Below are 18,229 nucleotides of genomic sequence, written 5' to 3'. Positions count from 1 at the left end.
AAACCCTCTTCTTCTCATCATTCTATCCCCGCGGAAACTTTATCACTTCACGCCCCTCATTAAACGCCGAAAGCCGTCTTAAAGCTTTATGCAAACTTTGACTAAATTCTTTGGCATCCAAAGCCTCATCATCGTCCGCTTTAGGGGCTAAATTCCCCACATTGTTTGGCATCAATCGGCTAACCTTTGGCTTAACGGCAAGCTTGGATTTGAGTTCTTCACCCCCTTGTTCAATCCGCCGATAAACATCCGCCAATTGATCAGGAGCAAGTTGCGCAGCCAACTGTTTTTCTGCTTTAACAGCCCTCACATACTCTTTACGCAAACGTCCATTTAAGCGTGCTGCCTGTTGGTCGTAAAAGCCAACATCTGAAAGATAAGACGCCATGCAAAGCAACCGATTATTCAGGTCATAAACCCGCAAATCTTGATGTAAATGATCCGGATCAAAACGCACAATCACCCTCTCGCCCGCATGCTCATTCAACGCCCGCGCCCAATAACGATTGCCATAAAAATGTATCTCGCCTGTTCCTTTTTGGGTGCGAAGCGCCTCTGACGTTAAAAGCCACAAAGCCCGTTGTGCCGCTGTCGCTTGCCGGATAATCGTTCCATCAGACTGCAAACTTTCTGCAAAGGTCACATCAAAACTGCGCCCCGCACAATTAACCGCTGTGCGCCCCTCTTGCGCATTATGGGCAACAATTTGCGCTCCAACATGGGCTTTGAATTCCTCAAACCCTATCGCACGCCGCCCATAATCCTCAGGCTTGGCATCAGGCTTATTGCCTGTATAAGCCCCAGCACAACAAGGATGTTTCGAAATCGCTTCTGCCAAATCACGCCAAGCTCGCTCAATCGGTTTTGATTGCCCACTATAAGGTGTCGTCCATTGCAATTGCACGCCCAGGCTCGTCAAAAGCCCTTGCGGATCATCCGGCTTAATCTTAAAGCGAAAGCGGTTTTGCACACCCCCAGAAATCCACTTGCTGGTAAAGGCACGCCCATTATCCAAGGTCATACGCTCCGGGATGCCATAAGCCTCCACCATATCACCAATCACCAAACGCACGATTTCCCAAGTCTCGGCATCCGATAGGCGCCACGATAAAATCTTGCCCGAATAAAGATCTTGAATGGCGATCAAATAAAGCCGCACAGGCTTTTCTGCCCAAGGAACCTGAACAAAAACATCCAATTTATGCCCGTCCATATTCACCGCTTGCAAAGCATGAAGCGCACTGCGATCACGTCGTTGTGCAGGATAAAGCTTTTTTGCCTTTTCTTCTCCCTCACGTGCTAACGTCACAACCGCTTTGGAAATTTCTTTATTGAAACGACGACGCAAAGCCCGCTCAGAAGGGATAGGAACCCAGCCTTTCTCACGTGCAACCGTAACCATGCGCCGATAACAGGCCGAAAATGCAGGGCGAGAGGGGCGCAAATAATCCGAACACAAAACTTCCCAAGCCCCCTCATGACACGGCGCAAATTGTGCACAACTCTCCTCACCATAGGAAGGCGCTAACGCCGCCAACCAATCACAACGCTCATATCCTTCTACCCTCTCGCGCCAATTAAAAACTGACCTGCGGCTTACTCCAAATTTGACCGCACTTAAGCTTGCCGCATCATGCACACCCATACCAGCTAAGAGTAAATCATCCATAAAACAAAGCATCTTCAAACGCTCTTCACAACGGCTTTTATGCGCCTTCGAAAGGCCATCATAGCGCAACCAAATGTCTTCTTTTTGCGTACTTTCTTCCGTATTTTGAAAAACGGCAATCTCTCTTTGCTGCATCAGTAAAACTGCCCGCGACCGCTCTGGCAATAAAGAGACGTGGTACTCCCAAACCGGCTTGGTTTTTCTCCTCACTTTCCTTGAAAAAATTGAATTCTTCCGCCAGTATGTGCGTCCATGATTATCGAGACTTTTATACGTGGACGGAAGTCCTGGCAGGGCTAATGCAGCTAATTCTGCAATGCTAAACCATTCTTTCATGGCCGCCCCCGCTTAATCTTCACGGGTGTAGCCCGCATGGCTTTTAATTGCGCCGCAATCTCCCGCTGTTCCTGCTGAAGCCTTGCAATCTCTGCTAACCGTGCCTCATCCCCTTGCAACAGCAATAAACCATCTTCACTCACAACCTCATCCCACAGCCAAAATGCCTCTGTCGCCCGCACAAAAGCCTTAAAACGCGGCAGGGAAATATCAACCTGCTTACTTTCCGCAACATAAGCATCTAAACTTGCCTTACTTAAGCAACCAATCCCTAAATAATGCGCCATACGCTCGGCAATCACACTGCGTTCAAACGGGCATTCACGCAAAGCCCGCGCCATGGCACGCTTAATACGTGAACGAAACCGCTCCAGATCAATCTGGGCAACAGGCTCACGACAGGGAAAAACCGGCTGTTGAAAAAAATCAAGCTGTTGAGAACCATGCCTCTTCATGCCTGCTCCTCCCCCCGTTCTCTTGCAAGATAATCACAAAACCGCGCCTTTGTTTGCGCATCCGCTCTCTGCCAAACACCCAACAATTGGGCAAAAATCCGTTCCTGTTCATTGATTTGTAGCGGTGTATTAATGCCATTGACCAAATCAACAGCCCGCCGTAAATCCCCCTCAACCTGTTGCAAAGCAATCGCCACACGCCGCTACGCAACCGGCTCCATCTTCGCAAGCTTCAACAATTGCGCCTGATTATCCGCCAATGCCGTGCCACGCAAAACCGCCCGTAATTCCGGCTGTAAATGCTGGGAAATTTTCGTTAAATAATGTACTGCACGTTTCGATAAACCAATGCGATCCGCCACATGTTTGGCAAAGTGCAAACTTTGCACTTTGCCATTTAAGTCACCATCATTTGGCAAAGGGTAAACATTACCCTTTGCCACTTTATCCTTTGTATATTGATTACCGTGGTCACCACCACGTTGAATCTCCCCATACTTCTTTTCCCATAATTCGCGGTAGGTCTGGACAAACAAGGCACGGTCAATCACCGACAATTCATTGCGGAAAAGGTTTTCTGCAACCTCTAAAAGCGCGGCATTGTCCTTATCAGCTTGCACCACAACAGCATCAATTTCCCGATAACCCAAAAGCTCAGCAGCACGTAACCGGTGCGCACCAGCAATAAGGGTATAATTGCCCCCTTTAGCGTTGGGCGTATGGCGTACTGTAATCGGATTCATCAATCCCTCTCGCACCATCGATTGCGCAAGCGCCTTGGCATGCTCATCATCTACAGGGCGAATGCGCTCAGGCACCACAATCAAATCTAAAGCAATCTCTTGAAATCGTGCCATCACGCCGCCACCTTTTCCATTTCTTTAAAAAACAAATCCATCGCACGCCCAGCCCACCTTCGATAAGCTTTCGCAAAAACAGGTTCTTCCAAACGTCGATTAATCACTTGCAAAGATAGAGAGATAGAAGTCCGCTGCCGTGCTTGTATGGCAACAATACGCCGCCGCGGCACCTCAAACTGATAATGCAGAATATGAATAACAATCTGTCGTGCTAACGCCGCATCAAATAAGCCATGTGGAGGATCAATAATATATCGGATCGTTATATGCTTAAAGCCACCACTCACTACTTTTAAAGAACAGGAAAGCATCACTTGTAAACGTTCAACTTCTGAATAAGGATTAACGATTTCTCTTTTTGCCTCTGGAACCCATAAATTATAAGCAGCAACCATAATCCCCCCCTGTAAAGAGAATGGAAGCACCAGCTGATTTAAAAAAACAAACCATCCAATCAGCTGCCTGATGAGACAACTGTGTGCAATTTATCTTGCCAATTTCGTATTGATGTTTAGACATTGATAAACCTTTTTATCTTATGGTATCTAAATTCATGGCAAATGCGTTTAACACGCAAAGCCGTGTAACGAGTTCAAGCGGCATTACCGCGCAGTGCGGAAGGGGTACGCGAGTCCGTATTAGCGTGTTTTGCTGCTTTAAAAATGCGACGGCGACTTTTGGGGTAGCGGTCGCTAAAAACCTGCTCAACGGGCAAGCCGATAAAATCGGCAATAGCGCGTTCAGCTTTCTCGTTAGACCGTGTCCAGATATGTTGAACACTGGATGACGATAGTTGATAAGCTTTTGCAAGCTCCGCCAAGGTCATATTACGACGGCGTAGCTCGGCTAAAATACTATGGCGATCCCATATTTGGGTCATGGTCATAACTTTCGCTCCTGCTTCAAACGGATGCTGCAACATCCGTCTTTGTGGGGTTAATTGTAAAATATATGCCCGCTATATCGGGCGGTAATAAAAGATATAATTCACTTTTATGAATTAGTAAACCTAAATGTGTATTAGGAGTGTTTTTTTGGGACGTCCTAAAAAAGAACCTAAAACAGAACTAGCAAAACGGTTACGTGAAGTGCGTCTTGCTCTTGGTTTTGTGGAACGCAAACAATTTGCTGATCATCTTGCGGTACCTGAAAGTACTATGAGCAACTATGAAACTGGCTTACGCGAACCACCTATATCCATGCTGATAATTTACAAAAATATTTGCGGTGTATCTGTGGAATGGCTAGCTACAGGTGAAGGCGAAATGTTCACGGACGTAACGAAAGTGACAGATTTAGAAGCACCTACCATCCCTGCTGGACTCATGAAAAAGCTTGGTCGCATAGCTTATACGACCTATCGTGATACAAAAATAAAACTCCCCCCTGAAGATATAGCGGAAATCGCGGCGGAGCTCTATGGAAAGTTGCAAGAGCTTGCTCAAAACATCAATGATACGGAAGAAGTTGAGCTTACTTTGCCTCTTCTCAAACTGCATTTAAAGCGTCAAATCGAAGCTGAAAGAGCACATATAACAACTACACAAAATACGGCTTAATGCCTCTCCAAAATGAAAAACTGATATGAAAATCTTTTTACATTAGAAAAATTATGTAACTATCTTATTTATAATAATATATTGCTCATAAAAATAGATAATCACCAATAGGTGAAAATCTTTTTTGCTTTTTTGGTCATTTTGGATTGTTTTTGGAGTTGCTTTTACGATTTGTCTGATTTTTTTCAAAGGTCTTTCAAAGCCGGATTTCTGGGCTTTCACAGACTTTTTAAAATTCTTCAAAGACCTTTCAAAGACTTCTCTCATTTTTAGCACAAAATTCCGATTTTTATGATTTTTCGCTCTTTTGGGCCATTTTAGCTGTCAAAATTTAATTTTACAAAACGCGCATTTAATGGTAAAAATTGTACATAAAAACAACAAATTACCACATATTCCTAACTAATCCCACCTCTTCCCACTTAGTGCAAAACATAATGTCAAACTACAACCTAGATACTCAATGGCTACGTGCAAAACATCATCCATTTAAGCTACTCAGAGAAATATAGTATTAGAAGCTGTAGTGTACGCTCAAAATATCTTGAAGAGACTGCTTCACCTTGCGGCCTTTGACATAATGTGCTTCCGCATAAAACTTTAATTTCTCACTCACTAAACTGCTCAAACCAACTCCCAATTTACCTGCATTCCCTGATAAGTTTGTGGTAAATTTATGGAGTTTATTAATTGTTGTGTAATTGTTATCTTTACTCCCTCGTATCCAAAAAGCAGTAATGTAAGCTTGAGATGAAGCATCCATTTCTGGTCCAAATTCATACCCTAACGATAAGCCTACATCACTGCGTAATGAAAGCGATGAGCTTATATCACCTGTCATTTCATTAGAAAGCTTGATTTCTTTACCTGCAGCTTGCAGCCACGTAAATTGTGCATAAGGCTGTATCCAACCAAGTCTGTATTACTTTAAAATGATATCCCGCTTCAAATGACGTACCTACTGCCCACTGATCATAACTTCCTTCAATTGCTAAACCATTGGTTGAGACTGCATTCAGATTATTTTGATAATGATTGTATTTCAAAACACCATCCAGATACACTCCGCTATGATCAAAATAAGTTGCACAAGCTCTAATGCTATAACTGCTTATACCGCTGATACCACATCGTGCATGCATAACACGGGCTTTATCATAACTGCCAAAACCACCAATATAAAACTCTCCACTCATTAATTTGCTTAAGCCACTTATCCCTAAGGTTATACCCGTCTACTCAAGCTTAAAATCTGTACAACCCGTTGCAATGTTTTCTTTGCTCTTGATCGCATATATCCGTAGCACCGCATTTTTCTTATTTCTATCTAGGAGGCCTCTTCCTGCACATATAGTTTGCAACTCGTTATGAAAGATAAGCTGGGGAGCCACTGATAGTGACAACACTGCATCCGTAGAGGGAGTAGTTAAAAAGTGAGAAACTAACAGCTCCTGACTCAATTGTGGAGAAGGTTTAGCCTTATCACTCGGACGCACAGTCATTTGATCGGCTAGCGACAAATCATCAGAAGAAACAACAGACTGTTGTTTTCCATCAGTAGGATGATGGTAATCTGCTAAACAGACCACCTCAAGAGCTTGATTTTTTTTTGAAATAATACAGGAGGAGGCTGCTCTCTCAAATGCCGTGGAGGTCGTTTCCTAGTTTTTTGCTTAGGCCTCTCTGCACCAGTGGAAAAAAGCAACGAAAGAGCAGAATCCTGCCCTTGAGAATAAGAAAAATTCCGAAGAGACTCCTCCCCCGTATAAGTAGATAAAAAAGGTAAAAATTTCTCTCTCTCATTCATGCATGGAAAGCGAATACTTGAAGAATTTGGCTTTCCAACCGCCATACCACAATACCAAATTGTAGAATCATCACTAGAATCGGCACGCCTCTCCCTCTTATACAAACTATACATATAGGTTCCACCATCAACAGCTGAAACTTTTTTTCCAGAATAGTTTGTTAGAGTAAAATTAGCCCTTTCCTTTTTGCTTTTATCGGTAATCAAGTTGATTTCAGTAACAATCCCACTTTTTTGTAAGAGAAGTCCTGTGATTTCAACACCAGAATCGGTAATGCTTATTGTGTGATTATCCTCACTATTGCCAATTGATAAGTAATCACTAGAGTTACCGGTAGCACTAATATTGATATGAAAATGTAAATTACCTGAAAGATTGCCAACATAAAGTGAAAGAAGGTGTTTATCATACGAAACAGAAGAAAAGCTAACAGTTCCTCCACTCCCACTTAGATTCTCAATATTAAACCGAGAAGTGTCTTTATTACTCCGCTCTCTAACTAAAAATAATTCTTCCTCACTTAGTCCCACTACGAAAAGTTTTTTTGTAATATGATTTCTAACATCCCCAGTGTAAAGATAAAGTTTTTCTCCATTCTCGGCCTTTATTTGCCCTCATAACTTTGCCCCTTCATATACCCATGATTTAGTAGAATCTTTAATCACTAGGCCATCCACAATTCTACCAGGGTATACTGCCTGAATAGCTTCCCCATCCGAGGTAGTATTAGCGGCTACTCCTCTGAATAAAACATGCTGCCTACCATCCTTAGAAACAGTGGTACCTGATGCAGAACCACCAGTTTTTTATGTCCCATATAAAGATTTTGTTCTCCTCCTTGTATAACTTTCGTATTCAAGCTGTTCCGTCATCAAATACATTTTGCTACCCTATTGCTCCATTACTACTAGAGGCTGTAGCATCATATGCATCACTTAGCTTCTCTACGCTTGTAAGATTTAGGAGATGCTGCTCTTCGAAAACAAGCTGCTTACCACCATGAATTTTAGTATCTATGGCGGTTCCCCCACGCGTAACTATCTGCATCCCACCTTTGTCAACAGTAGATCCCATGGAAACTCCACTATTTTCAACAACTTTCGCACCACCATCCTCAATTTTAGCATTAATGCTGAAAGGAGTACTAATCAATACTGAACCTTTTGATACCTTCCCCTCACTTGTCAAACTTGTTATCTTTGTTAGCGCCTCATTCCTTTTCTCAACTGCGTTTGCAATTTGCACAAGATAACTACTGATCATCAATATTGAAAAACCTAACTTACATTTATGTCGCATAATCTACGCTCCACTCTAATCATTAAACAAACATCCCGCAACTTCGCAGGTGGGCTGCTGTTGATTATATCATAATATATTTTACTTATGTCTAAACATTTTTTAGTGTGTTATTAAATTAATACAATTATAAATTATAAAATTAAATCAAAAATAATCTTCTAGTCCGAGGTTGTATAGTTCAAAAAAATTCAAAGTGTAATTTTTGCATACAAGGCACAATTTGCAAGACTTGTAATAATAAATGAAAAATAACATCGCCTTTAATAGAGCGTAACATCATCATAAATGTCTATATGCTCCCAAGAGTGTATAGACATTGAATGTTTAGTTTTCTAAGAGAATAACATTTCTAAGTTTAATCAGCATGTAAAACGCATATTTAGAAACTGTAACGTAGCCCTAAAATACCTTGAAGGGACTGCTTAATCTTATGTCCTTTCAGATAATGTCCCTCCGCATAAAGCGTTATTTTATTATTGATAAAACTATTTAAACCAACTCCCAACTTACCCGCATTCCCAGATAAGTCTGTGATAAATTTGTGCTGGTTATTAATTGTCGTATGATTGTTATTTATATTCTCACGCAACCAAGCTGCCGCAATGTAAGCCGTTAATGAAGTTTCTGCACCAAAAATAAATTCATGCCCCGCAGTTAATCCAACTTCGCTATGGAATGAAGTTAATGGACTTATATCAGCTGTCATTCCGTTGGAAAGCTTGATTTTTTTATCTTCAGCCTGCAAACCCATGAGCTTGACATAAGGCTGCATCCACGTGCTTTGCGCTGGCTCAAAACGACAGCCCATTTCAAATGAACCACCTATCGCCCACTGATTATAATCGCTTTGAACAGCTAAACCATTCGTTGAAATGGCTTTCAGATTATCTTTGTAATAATTATATTTTACAACACCATCCAGATACCACCCGCGAGTATCAAAATACGTTGCGTAAGCTCCAACGCTATAAGTGTTCACGTTGCTGGCACCACCTCGTGCATGAGCAACACGTACTTGATCATAACTGCCGAAACCACCAACATACAAATCTCCATGCTTTAATTCGTTCAACCGATCAGCACCAAACACTATACCTGTTTGCTCAAGCTTAAAATGTGTATGATCTGTAGCAATACGTTCTCTACTCTTGATCGCATAAGTCCATAGATCCATATCTCTCCTATTATAATCCAGAATTCCTCTCCCAGTACGCACAATTTCCAGTTCATTGTTAAAAGCAAGCCCAGAAGCTACCGCTGTAGAAAGCACTGCATCAACTGAAGGAGTTGTTGACGCCCCACCAAGAGCCAACGGATCTGTTAGTTTTGGCATAGAAGATCCTGTTCCACTGATGCGATCCGCAGCCAAAAACCAAACTTTTCCATTTTCTTCCTTTCTCTGTTTCAAATCATACATATAGGTTCCACCATCGATAGCATGAATTTTTTCACCTGAGAGATTTGTCATAGTAAACTGCGCTCCACCGCTCTGATCAGTAATTAAATCACGCTTATTTGAAGAAGGATCAGTGATTTCAACTCCAGAATCAGCAACGCTTACTGTGTGATTACCTTTTCCATTTTCAATGAAGAGATAATCACCACGGTTCCGTGCAAGAGTGGTATTGAATTTGAAATGTAAATTTCCTGAAATATTATTAACATAAAGCTGAGAATAATACGGATCAGAGCCAGTAAAAGCAAAGATAACACTCCCCTCACCACTTAATTTCTGAATGAAAGAACTTTTTCCATCAAACTCTTCGGTAATAGAGTATAATTTTGCATCTTGTCCGTTTAAAATAACGTCTTCTGCTGTAGTACGATGTTGATCATTTCCAGTATAAAGATGAAGCTGTCCAGAATGGTTCACCAGTGTCTTGCCTTCTAACGTCGAACCCGCATGCACCCATGATTTTGCTTCATCATTAATCGTTAGATTTTTCACATATCTATTGGTATATACTTCTTGGACAGCAGTCTCATTTAAAGAGACGTCAATAGCATTCCCTCCTTCTAACACACGCTGCTTACCGCCACCAAAAACTTGTGTATCAAACGCAAAACCACCATTTTTTGCACCTTGATCCTTTTTTGCAATCTCTTGTACACCCCCTCGCATAACTTTCGTATTCCAAGCACTTCCCCCATCGTATATCTTTTGTTGTCCTAGTGTTTCACCTTGACCATAAATTACTGTATCTGAAGCACTACTCCCTTTAATCTGTCCTCCGACATCCCCTTCCCCGAAAATAAACTGTTCACCGCCATAGATTTTTGCTCCTTCGACTTTTCCTCCGGTCTTAATCCTTTGCTTTCCACCTTCTCTAACGACAGCATTTTTTGAAAAGCCTTGTTTCCCCTTTGAAGCCTGAATAATTTCAGTTCCACCATGTTCAATTTTACTATCTTCACTGAGGCCTCCCGCAGAAACATGAATCTCTGCACCATTTCTCACCGTGTTATTGATAGACTTCCCTGGCTTATCTGTATTACCATCATTTAAAAAGTAGCCTTTACCATTATTATCGAATAAATGATTTTCTAGTTCAGTTCCACTATTAATGAAAATAAGCTCAGAACTTTTAAGTATCGTATTATTTTTTTCTTGCACATACGATTCGATATCGCCAACACCGTTGCCAACAGAATCTCGCATTTTTCTGGCTAATATTTCACTACTCTTATTCGTAGCAATACCATTAAGCATTTCAAAAGAGCCTGATCCGCCACTTGCTTTTACAATGGCATCACTTTTAGATGCTTGAACCTTTGTGTATTCTTCTGTTCTCACACTTCTATTATGTTGACTATGTGATATTTTCTTGTTTATGCCATAATATGAAGGCTGGTCAAAAAGTTGTATCCTGCTCTCACCCGCAACAGCCGCTTGAACAAAACAGCTGCTGACCATGAGTGCCCAATAACCTTGTTTCCACTTATATTGCATAACTATACCCTCCCCCTTCACGCCTGAGTAGACATCAGAGGTAATTAGCTCTGCAAAAATTATTTTCAACCTAAAATTTTAAGAATTATCTTTAACACTTTATTAATATTGAAAAAATCTCTATTTATACACTGCTGAATTATTTGTTTGATTGAGAGTATAAGGCAGTGCTTACATTGCTTTTTTTACACTCCTCCAAAGATTTTTCAGAAAATTGTAAAGGGTAAAATACGAGAAAAATGACACGCAGCAGAGTATATAGCCTTTACGAAAAGTCCATTTCTATGAAAAATGCTACCTCAACACCGCGTGTCTAGTTTCCAAAATTCTTAAAATGCTAAAACTGATCAGAGAACAAATACATGCTTATAAACTATGGTATACGCTCAAAATATCTTGAAGAGACTGCTTCACCTTGCGGCCTTTGACATAATGTGCTTCCGCATAAAACTTTAATTTCTCACTCACTAAACTGCTCAAACAAACTCCCAATTTACCTGCATTCCCTGATAAGTCTGTGGTAAATTTATGGAGTTTATTAATTGCTGTGTAATTGTTATCTTTACTCCCCCGTATCCAAGAAGCAGTAATGTAAGCTTGAGATGAAGCATCCATTTCTGGTCCAAATTCATACCCTAACGATAAGCCTACATCACTGCGTAATGAAAGCGATGAGCTTATATCACCTGTCATTTCATTAGAAAGCTCGATTTCTTTACCTGCATCTTGCAGCCACGTCAATTGCGCATAAGGCTGTATCCAACCAAGTCTTTATTACTTTAAAATGATACCCCGCTTCAAATGACGTACCTACTGCCCACTGATCATAACTTCCTTCAATTGCTAAACCATTGGTTGAGACTGCATTCAGATTATTTTGATAATGATTGTATTTCAAAACACCATCCAGATACACTCCACTATGATCAAAATAAGTTGCATAAGCTCTAATGCTATAACTGCTTATGCCGCTGATACCACCTCGTGCATACATAACACGGGCTTTATCATAACTGCCAAAACCACCAATATAAAACTCTCCACTCATTAATTTGCTTAAGCCACTTATCCCTAAGGTTATACCCGTCTACTCAAGCTTAAAATCTGTACAACCCGTTGCAATGTTTTCTTTGCTCTTGATCGCATATATCCGTAGCACCGCATTTTTCTTATTTCTATCTAGGAGGCCTCTTCCTGCACATATAGTTTGCAACTCGTTATGAAAGATAAGCTGAGGAGCCGCTGATAGTGACAATACTGCATCCGTAGAGGGAGTAGTTAAAAAGTAAGAAATTGATTTTGGCTCAAATGCTCGGGGAGATCTACTCGCGCATGGTATATCATCAATGTAAACCGCAAACAAGGACTAGATTTTTCCTTTGTTATGATTTTTTCTTTAGAGCATATATATAGACTTCACTGTCAATAGCATCAATCTCTTCACCAGAAAAATCTGTCAGAGTAAAATGTGCTTCTCCGCTTTGATCATGGATTAAATCAAGTTCAAAAACCAAATCCTGATTTATTAAAGGAGAGTCGGTAATTTTAATATCAGAATCAATAATGCTTATTTTGTGATGACCTTTACCTTTTCTTATAAGGAGATAACCACCGTGCTGATTCGCAAAATTGGTATTAAATCTAAAATGTAAATTCCCTGAAAAATTATTGATCTCAAGTCGAGAGTAATGTGGGCCAAACACGCTAGAAGTAAAAATAACACTGCCATCCCCCCTAAATTTTTAATTAAAGAAATCTCATCATAAATGTTAGAAGTAATAAAATACAATTTGGAATACTTTCCATTTAAAAGAATTTATTTTACTTCCGTACGAGATTGATAAGCACCAGCATAAAGATAAACTCGTCCAGAATCATTAACTGTTATGCTTCTCTCTAATGTTTGCACCATGCTGTAACCATGATTTTATTTTCTCATTAATCGTTAAATCTTTCACATAGCCCCCTAAAGCTACTTTCTGAAGAACCGTTCCTCGTAAAACGATACCAATAGCCTCACCTCCCACGAAAACATTTTACTCTCCACCAGAAAAAACCTCTGTATCAAATGCAGAACTGCTATTATCTTTTAAATCATCTTCTACATAAAGATTTCGTACTCCTCCTTCCGTAATCTTTGTTCTAAAAACCATTCCGCCATTATACACGTTCTGGTATCCTAGCGCTTCATTTTGACCAGAAATAACAGGGTCATAGGTACGGCTCCTCACCAACTCACCATTGATATTAATCCCTCCTGAAACAAACTGCTCGCCACCGTAAATTTTAGTCCTTTCAGCTTTTTCTCCATTCTCAATTCTTTGTTGCTCATATTTATACACAATGGTCTCTTGTAAAAATCCCTGTGTCTTAATAATCTCAACACCACCATTTCAATGGTGGTATATAGATTAAAACCGCCGTTATAAACATGGATCCCCCCACCATACCGAACCTTATTACTAATCGAAGATTCTGCATTGCAACTGTCAATGTCATTGTTGCATTTACTAAGACTATCAAAGCTATAATCCACAATAATAACAATTTTCCCTTTATCAATTGCGAGTTCCGTTGGTAGACTATTCGATAAACTAGTAAGACAACATAAGAAATTTGTGAAGTCGTTTCATCAATGATGTAGTTTGCATCTAAATACCAAATTTTACCGGCATCCTTATTTTTATGTGTTTCAAGCTATACACATAAGTTCCACCATCAATAGTTCTGATTTTTTCACCAAGGCTATTTGTCAAAATAACGTGAGTATTTCCACTGCAATCAGAAATTAATCTAAGTTTTTTAGGGAAGAATTTATAATTTCAATCCCAGAATCAATAATATTCATTGTATGGTAACATGACCTACTTTTTTAAAGAGAATAATTACCAAAATGCTTGGTAAGATTGAATGTAAAGAACCTGAAAGATCGTCAACTCTACGTTGAAAGTAATACCTAGCAAACCCTGAAGACGTAAAATAACTCTGCCACTTCTTTTCAAACTCTTAATATTAATTTGGGATTTTTTCCGTTATCTTCAGCAGCAATAGAGTATAGCTTAGCATCTTCTCCGTTTAAAATAATACTCTCCAATTTAGTGAAAGCTTTACCATTACCAGCATAGAGATAGAGGTTAGCAAAATCATCAACAGTTGTATCTTTATCTAATATTGCACCAGCATGTAATCATGATTTTGCTTGATGCATTAATTGTTTAAATCATCCGCATATCCAGTATTACATATCTCCTGAGTGGCGTTGTAATATAAAGTAAGATCACTCGCATTCCCTCCTGCATAGATGTTTTGCACACCATTTTTAAAAACTCAGTTCTAAGTGCGGAAGCGATTTCATTTAATATAAAATCTCCATCGTCTACACCATCGTCTTTTGTAAACCCATTATTAAAGTTCTCTGTACCATTAAAGTTCTGTACACCTCCCCTCATAATCTTTGTATTAAAAACTGTTCCATTACGATACACATTTTGTAGCCATAGCATCCCGTTTTGGCCATAAATCACCGTATCATAAGCTCTACTTCCTTGAACATCACTTTCAATTTCTTCAGTATCGACCTCGGAAACCAATTTTTCAAAAATAATCTGCTCACCACCATAAATTTTGGTGCCCTCTGCAACTGCTTCCCCTTTAATAATTTGTTTTCCACCTTTTTTAACGACAGCATATTCTGAATATGCTCAGATTTTTGACAAGCTCAATACCACCACTTTTGATTGTCGTATCCCTACTGACACTGGCTTCATCAATATAGAGCCCTCCACCCTCTAAAACCGTATTATTTGGAGAATATCCTGCATTCTTATAGTTGAAACTCTTTACTTTTTCACCAAATTCCCCAGAATTATGATTGGTAATATAAACTGCAGTATCATCATAAATTATTGAATTCGTCAGTACTTTAAAGGAAATATTTTCTATTCTCTCCTTCTCTTCTTCCGATAACTTACTTACTGCTATTGTCTGCTCATTCAGTATTCTTTTTTATCCCCCTTTTTTTCTTTTAATCCTCTCAATTCTGATAACAATTTTTCGTTTCTTCTAGATGTCCACTTATGCTTATTGGTATGATTTATCTCTCCCCCGACACAGCTACTCCACCCACACTTGCGATCTTTACAAGAAAACCAATAGCTATGAATGTTTTCAAATTTAACTTTAATTTGCATTGCATTAACTATACCATACTCCATGAGTTCAAATAGAAAATTCTACGCATTCAGAAAAAAGTGCATATATATACAAACGATACGGTGCCCCTACTTAATCTCATGCTTTTTAAGATGGCACACTACCATACAGAAAGCATTCAATGCACTAGAATCTGCCTCATCAATAGCATATACTAATAGGTTTGCTAGCAATTCAAAGTTGATATTAGTATTACTAATACACTTATAAATTGTTTTAATAGTAGAAAAAAAAGATTTTTTGGATATTTTTGAGAAGCTAAACACTAAATCTAAAAAAAAACAAATTTATCCCTAAACAGAATAAGATAGTATCGTGTCTTGAAAGAGACAGTAATACAAAATTAAAGAGATGGTGTCGTTTATAGAAACATGTTTCCATCTTCTATGGTGTTTAAAATTGTGGCATTTAGAATGGTGTTTTTATTGTAGTTAATTTGGATATATCTAGGGGATAATCATCCATATTGACTGTGCCGTGTTTATTGCTTTTATGTATTAAAAGCATAGATAATTATCGACTCGACACTGCTTTGGAATTTTTATAACTGTAAGAAATTAGTTTTATAATTTCATTTGTCATATACTGGAAGGGACATTCTATTCATGTCTATAAACTCAGAAACACAAGGTATAAGCAAAAAAAATTCTCCTCGTCGTATTTTATTTGCAAGCCTTATTGGACCAACAATTGAATACTTTGATTTTTATGTCTTTGGAACTGCTGCAGCTCTCATATTTCCTTATGTATTTTTTCCAGCGCAAAATGATCAACTTGCTATTTTACAATCTTTCCTAATCTTTGGAGCGGCTTTCTTTTCCCGCCCCTTAGGATCAGTTGTTTTTGGACATTTTGGAGATAAAATCGGACGAAAAGCGACACTTATCGCTGCACTTCTGACTATGGGTTTGTCAACAGCTATTATCGGTTTCCTTCCCACTTATGAAACCGCGGGATGGTGGGCACCTTTCTTTCTAACGCTATGCCGTGTAGGTCAAGGTATGGGGTTAGGGGGTGAATGGGCGGGAGCTGTTCTCCTCGCAACAGAAAATGCTCCTCCAGAAAAGCGTGGCTGGTACGCAATGTTTCCTCAATTAGGTGTTCCATTTGGCTTGTTTTCGTCTATTGCTGTTTATTTAGGCCTGTTGCACTTTCTTAGTCATGACGAACTTTTGGCATGGGGATGGCGTATTCCTTTCATTGCTTCAGTGATCTTTATGATTGTGGGATTATGGGTTCGTTTTTCAATAAACGAAACAGTTGCATTCAAAAAAACTCTTGAACGTAAAGAACGTGTCAAAGCTCCTATAATAGATGTCTTTTTAAAATATCCACGAATTCTATTTCTTGGCACATTTTGTGGTATGGCGACGTTTGTGTTATTTTATTTGGTGAGTGCCTATTTACTAAGCTATGCAACAAACCATTTACAGTTACCATTTTATCAAGCTCTTGAAGTAGAAATTATCGGTGCTGTTTTCTGTACAATTTTTACTATTCTTACTGGAAAAATCGCTGATCGTGTTAGACGTAGAACTTTGATGATATGGGTCACAATTATTCTTGGTATCTATTCTTTCGCAGTTCCTTATTTCTTAAGCTCTGGAATCTTAGGAATCCTTGCAATGTCTACTATTGGCTTATCGATCATGGGAATGGTGTATAGTCCGCTTGGTGCTGTTTTGGCTTCACCATACCCAACAGAGATTCGGTACACAGGTGCCTCTGTAACATTTAATTTATCCGGTATTGTTGGAGGATCTTTTGCACCTTATATTGCAGAACACTTGGTGCAAAATTTTGATGCTTCTTATATTGGTTATTATTTGCTTCTTTCCTCTTTCATTTCATTGCTTTGCTTCGTCGGATTTAAAGATGATGAAATATCCAACTAGGAAACAATGAGGAATAATAAAAAAATGCTGGCGGCAGAAATGCCGCCATTTTTATTTTCAAAGACATTGGTTGCGGTACACTCCACCACAATATTCCAGCAAAAAGTGCGCTCAGAAAAAAAAATAAAACATCTGCTATATCCCCAATACAAACTATAGGAAATATTTTCGATAGAATATGCGTTGTACCCAACCATGAAACGCAAAAAAACGCTAACATCACAGCCCATAAAACAAGCAAAACTCGATCAATGATCATCATCATTCCGTTTAAATATTTTGCGAGAAAGACAGCAATTAACGATTTTTGACCACATCTTTATTGCCTCCAGAAAAAAATCATACTGAAAATCCAACGGTCTCCTCTCGATTCTTCCGAAATAAAAATCTCTGGATTTATTACCCCTATCAATCTTATAAAAAGCAAAATAACAGACGCTGCACACATCAAACCTGCTTTTCCCAACAGCGATCTTCAGTCTGTTGCCAATAAGTTAAATTATGATTTTCCATTTTATATTTTTTCCACTGTGCACGAACAAGATCCAACTGTTCAGCATTCCGACCATCAAATATCACTACAAGTCGCTGATAAACATCAATATCCGCACAAACAGCTCCCTCTATGAGAAAGCGGATTTTTGAATCATTCGGATTTTCATGACTCGTAGTAAGAAATACAGGCTGAAAATTTGGATATTGATCACACTCAGTTCCATGTCCAATAAATGCTTCATCGGCATAAACCCATAAACGCATATCTATAGCATCGCGTTGCTCTGTATTCACAAATTGTATCGTTATCCTATCAAAACGATCAAGTGCACGCTCCACAAGCGCTGGTAAAATATCTCCCAGCGTTGACTGCGTCAAATGGTAGAACAGAATATCCACTCTCTCAAGCCTCATCACTTTTTATAAAAAATCAAAACTTTTCTGAAAAAACCTTCTATTTTCTCCAGCACAAAAGAAACTGGCTAAAAATATAACGATTCCTCTTTTTGAAATTGTGTATTTTACCTTTTTTACATGCGTCTTAAAAAGAAAAAAAGACAAGTTACTGTCTTTTAAGTTAATAAAAAAGTTTATTGTAGCGCGTTTTCCATCTTCTCTATAGACTACTGTCAACAATAAAGTATATGGTAGAATAGATTAAAGTTAACGATATTTTACACTGTTTATT

General features: G+C 39.2%; 16 protein-coding genes and 3 pseudogenes. 2 read left to right on the top strand and 17 right to left on the bottom strand.

All coding sequences use genetic code 11. The features are described from left to right. Positions 1 to 22: 22 nt before the first annotated feature. The 6 genes and pseudogenes from V4P57_RS02480 to V4P57_RS02455 all read right to left on the bottom strand — a co-directional run bounded on the left by V4P57_RS02480 (position 23) and on the right by V4P57_RS02455 (position 4,206). A complete protein-coding gene (locus V4P57_RS02480) occupies positions 23 to 2,005 on the bottom strand; it encodes a transposase domain-containing protein (RefSeq protein WP_455466616.1) in 1,983 nt (660 codons plus the stop codon). Beyond that, positions 2,002 to 2,460 carry a hypothetical protein gene (locus V4P57_RS02475; protein ID WP_455466615.1) on the bottom strand — a complete coding sequence of 153 codons (459 nt, stop codon included), beginning with the start codon at positions 2,458 to 2,460 and terminating at the stop codon, positions 2,002 to 2,004. The genes V4P57_RS02480 and V4P57_RS02475 overlap by 4 nt, the downstream gene beginning before the upstream one ends. After that, positions 2,457 to 3,317, bottom strand: a pseudogene (locus tag V4P57_RS02470) (ParB/RepB/Spo0J family partition protein). Before V4P57_RS02470 ends, V4P57_RS02475 begins: the two are co-directional and overlap by 4 nt. Next, positions 3,317 to 3,715 carry a hypothetical protein gene (locus tag V4P57_RS02465; protein WP_455466614.1) on the bottom strand — a complete coding sequence of 133 codons (399 nt, stop codon included), beginning with the start codon at positions 3,713 to 3,715 and terminating at the stop codon, positions 3,317 to 3,319. The pseudogene V4P57_RS02470 and the gene V4P57_RS02465 overlap by 1 nt, the downstream one beginning before the upstream one ends. Beyond that, positions 3,699 to 3,839: a hypothetical protein gene (locus V4P57_RS02460; protein ID WP_455466613.1), complete on the bottom strand. Its 141-nt coding sequence runs from the start codon at positions 3,837 to 3,839 to the stop codon at positions 3,699 to 3,701. The genes V4P57_RS02465 and V4P57_RS02460 overlap by 17 nt, the downstream gene beginning before the upstream one ends. A 73-nt stretch (positions 3,840 to 3,912) precedes the next feature. Next, complete coding sequence (locus V4P57_RS02455; protein ID WP_455466949.1) at positions 3,913 to 4,206, bottom strand: helix-turn-helix domain-containing protein; 294 nt, start codon at positions 4,204 to 4,206, stop codon at positions 3,913 to 3,915. Between the two features lie 148 nt (positions 4,207 to 4,354). On the opposite strand from V4P57_RS02455, the gene V4P57_RS02450 reads away from it, so the two are divergent. Next, complete coding sequence (locus V4P57_RS02450; RefSeq protein ID WP_455466575.1) at positions 4,355 to 4,879, top strand: helix-turn-helix domain-containing protein; 525 nt, start codon at positions 4,355 to 4,357, stop codon at positions 4,877 to 4,879. Between the two features lie 514 nt (positions 4,880 to 5,393). Here V4P57_RS02450 and V4P57_RS02445 read toward each other — a convergent pair. The 9 genes and pseudogenes from V4P57_RS02445 to V4P57_RS02405 all read right to left on the bottom strand — a co-directional run. Beyond that, positions 5,394 to 6,444, bottom strand: a pseudogene (locus V4P57_RS02445) (autotransporter outer membrane beta-barrel domain-containing protein); the annotation flags it as partial. Positions 6,445 to 6,455: 11 nt separating this feature from the next. Beyond that, positions 6,456 to 7,217, bottom strand: coding sequence for a pertactin-like passenger domain-containing protein (locus tag V4P57_RS02440; protein WP_455466612.1), 762 nt, complete (start codon positions 7,215 to 7,217; stop codon positions 6,456 to 6,458). Between the two features lie 355 nt (positions 7,218 to 7,572). Continuing rightward, positions 7,573 to 7,986, bottom strand: coding sequence for a hypothetical protein (locus tag V4P57_RS02435; protein WP_455466611.1), 414 nt, complete (start codon positions 7,984 to 7,986; stop codon positions 7,573 to 7,575). A gap of 382 nt (positions 7,987 to 8,368) precedes the next feature. Next, positions 8,369 to 10,939, bottom strand: a complete 2,571-nt coding sequence (bafA, locus tag V4P57_RS02430) for a BafA family autotransporter (protein WP_455466610.1) — start codon at positions 10,937 to 10,939, stop codon at positions 8,369 to 8,371. 366 nt (positions 10,940 to 11,305) lie between these two features. Continuing rightward, positions 11,306 to 12,260, bottom strand: a pseudogene (locus tag V4P57_RS02425) (autotransporter outer membrane beta-barrel domain-containing protein); the annotation flags it as partial. 61 nt (positions 12,261 to 12,321) lie between these two features. Then, positions 12,322 to 12,642, bottom strand: a complete 321-nt coding sequence (locus tag V4P57_RS02420; RefSeq protein ID WP_455466609.1) for a pertactin-like passenger domain-containing protein — start codon at positions 12,640 to 12,642, stop codon at positions 12,322 to 12,324. Between the two features lie 174 nt (positions 12,643 to 12,816). Then, complete coding sequence (locus V4P57_RS02415) at positions 12,817 to 12,966, bottom strand: hypothetical protein (protein WP_455466608.1); 150 nt, start codon at positions 12,964 to 12,966, stop codon at positions 12,817 to 12,819. A gap of 9 nt (positions 12,967 to 12,975) precedes the next feature. Continuing rightward, the gene (locus V4P57_RS02410) at positions 12,976 to 13,281 is read right to left on the bottom strand and encodes a hypothetical protein (protein WP_455466607.1); all 306 of its coding nucleotides are present in this window, start codon (positions 13,279 to 13,281) and stop codon (positions 12,976 to 12,978) included. Between the two features lie 873 nt (positions 13,282 to 14,154). Beyond that, the gene (locus tag V4P57_RS02405; RefSeq protein ID WP_455466606.1) at positions 14,155 to 14,529 is read right to left on the bottom strand and encodes a hypothetical protein; all 375 of its coding nucleotides are present in this window, start codon (positions 14,527 to 14,529) and stop codon (positions 14,155 to 14,157) included. Positions 14,530 to 15,756: 1,227 nt separating this feature from the next. Here V4P57_RS02405 and V4P57_RS02400 point away from each other — a divergent pair. Continuing rightward, positions 15,757 to 17,046 carry an MFS transporter gene (locus V4P57_RS02400; RefSeq protein WP_455466605.1) on the top strand — a complete coding sequence of 430 codons (1,290 nt, stop codon included), beginning with the start codon at positions 15,757 to 15,759 and terminating at the stop codon, positions 17,044 to 17,046. Here V4P57_RS02400 and V4P57_RS02395 read toward each other — a convergent pair. Together V4P57_RS02395 and V4P57_RS02390 are read right to left on the bottom strand one after the other, a co-directional pair. After that, complete coding sequence (locus V4P57_RS02395) at positions 17,021 to 17,305, bottom strand: hypothetical protein (protein WP_455466604.1); 285 nt, start codon at positions 17,303 to 17,305, stop codon at positions 17,021 to 17,023. The two genes, V4P57_RS02400 and V4P57_RS02395, sit on opposite strands and share 26 nt — an antisense overlap. Before the next feature lie 188 nt (positions 17,306 to 17,493). Then, positions 17,494 to 17,940 carry a DNA polymerase III subunit chi gene (locus V4P57_RS02390; RefSeq protein WP_455466603.1) on the bottom strand — a complete coding sequence of 149 codons (447 nt, stop codon included), beginning with the start codon at positions 17,938 to 17,940 and terminating at the stop codon, positions 17,494 to 17,496. Positions 17,941 to 18,229: the final 289 nt, after the last annotated feature.

Source organism: Bartonella sp. B39, assembly GCF_053795145.1.
This window is presented reverse-complemented; position numbering and strand designations above follow the sequence as displayed.

What these genes read in the sequence shown, in the direction of transcription:
- V4P57_RS02480 (WP_455466616.1), bottom strand. Translation starts at nt 2,005, where the DNA reads ATGAAAGAATGGTTTAGCATTGCAGAATTAGCTGCATTAGCCCTGCCA.
- V4P57_RS02475 (WP_455466615.1), bottom strand. Translation starts at nt 2,460, where the DNA reads ATGAAGAGGCATGGTTCTCAACAGCTTGATTTTTTTCAACAGCCGGTT.
- V4P57_RS02465 (WP_455466614.1), bottom strand. Translation starts at nt 3,715, where the DNA reads ATGGTTGCTGCTTATAATTTATGGGTTCCAGAGGCAAAAAGAGAAATC.
- V4P57_RS02460 (WP_455466613.1), bottom strand. Translation starts at nt 3,839, where the DNA reads ATGTCTAAACATCAATACGAAATTGGCAAGATAAATTGCACACAGTTG.
- V4P57_RS02455 (WP_455466949.1), bottom strand. Translation starts at nt 4,206, where the DNA reads ATGACCATGACCCAAATATGGGATCGCCATAGTATTTTAGCCGAGCTA.
- V4P57_RS02435 (WP_455466611.1), bottom strand. Translation starts at nt 7,986, where the DNA reads ATGCGACATAAATGTAAGTTAGGTTTTTCAATATTGATGATCAGTAGT.
- bafA (WP_455466610.1), bottom strand. Translation starts at nt 10,939, where the DNA reads ATGCAATATAAGTGGAAACAAGGTTATTGGGCACTCATGGTCAGCAGC.
- V4P57_RS02400 (WP_455466605.1), top strand. Translation starts at nt 15,757, where the DNA reads ATGTCTATAAACTCAGAAACACAAGGTATAAGCAAAAAAAATTCTCCT.
- V4P57_RS02395 (WP_455466604.1), bottom strand. Translation starts at nt 17,305, where the DNA reads ATGATCATTGATCGAGTTTTGCTTGTTTTATGGGCTGTGATGTTAGCG.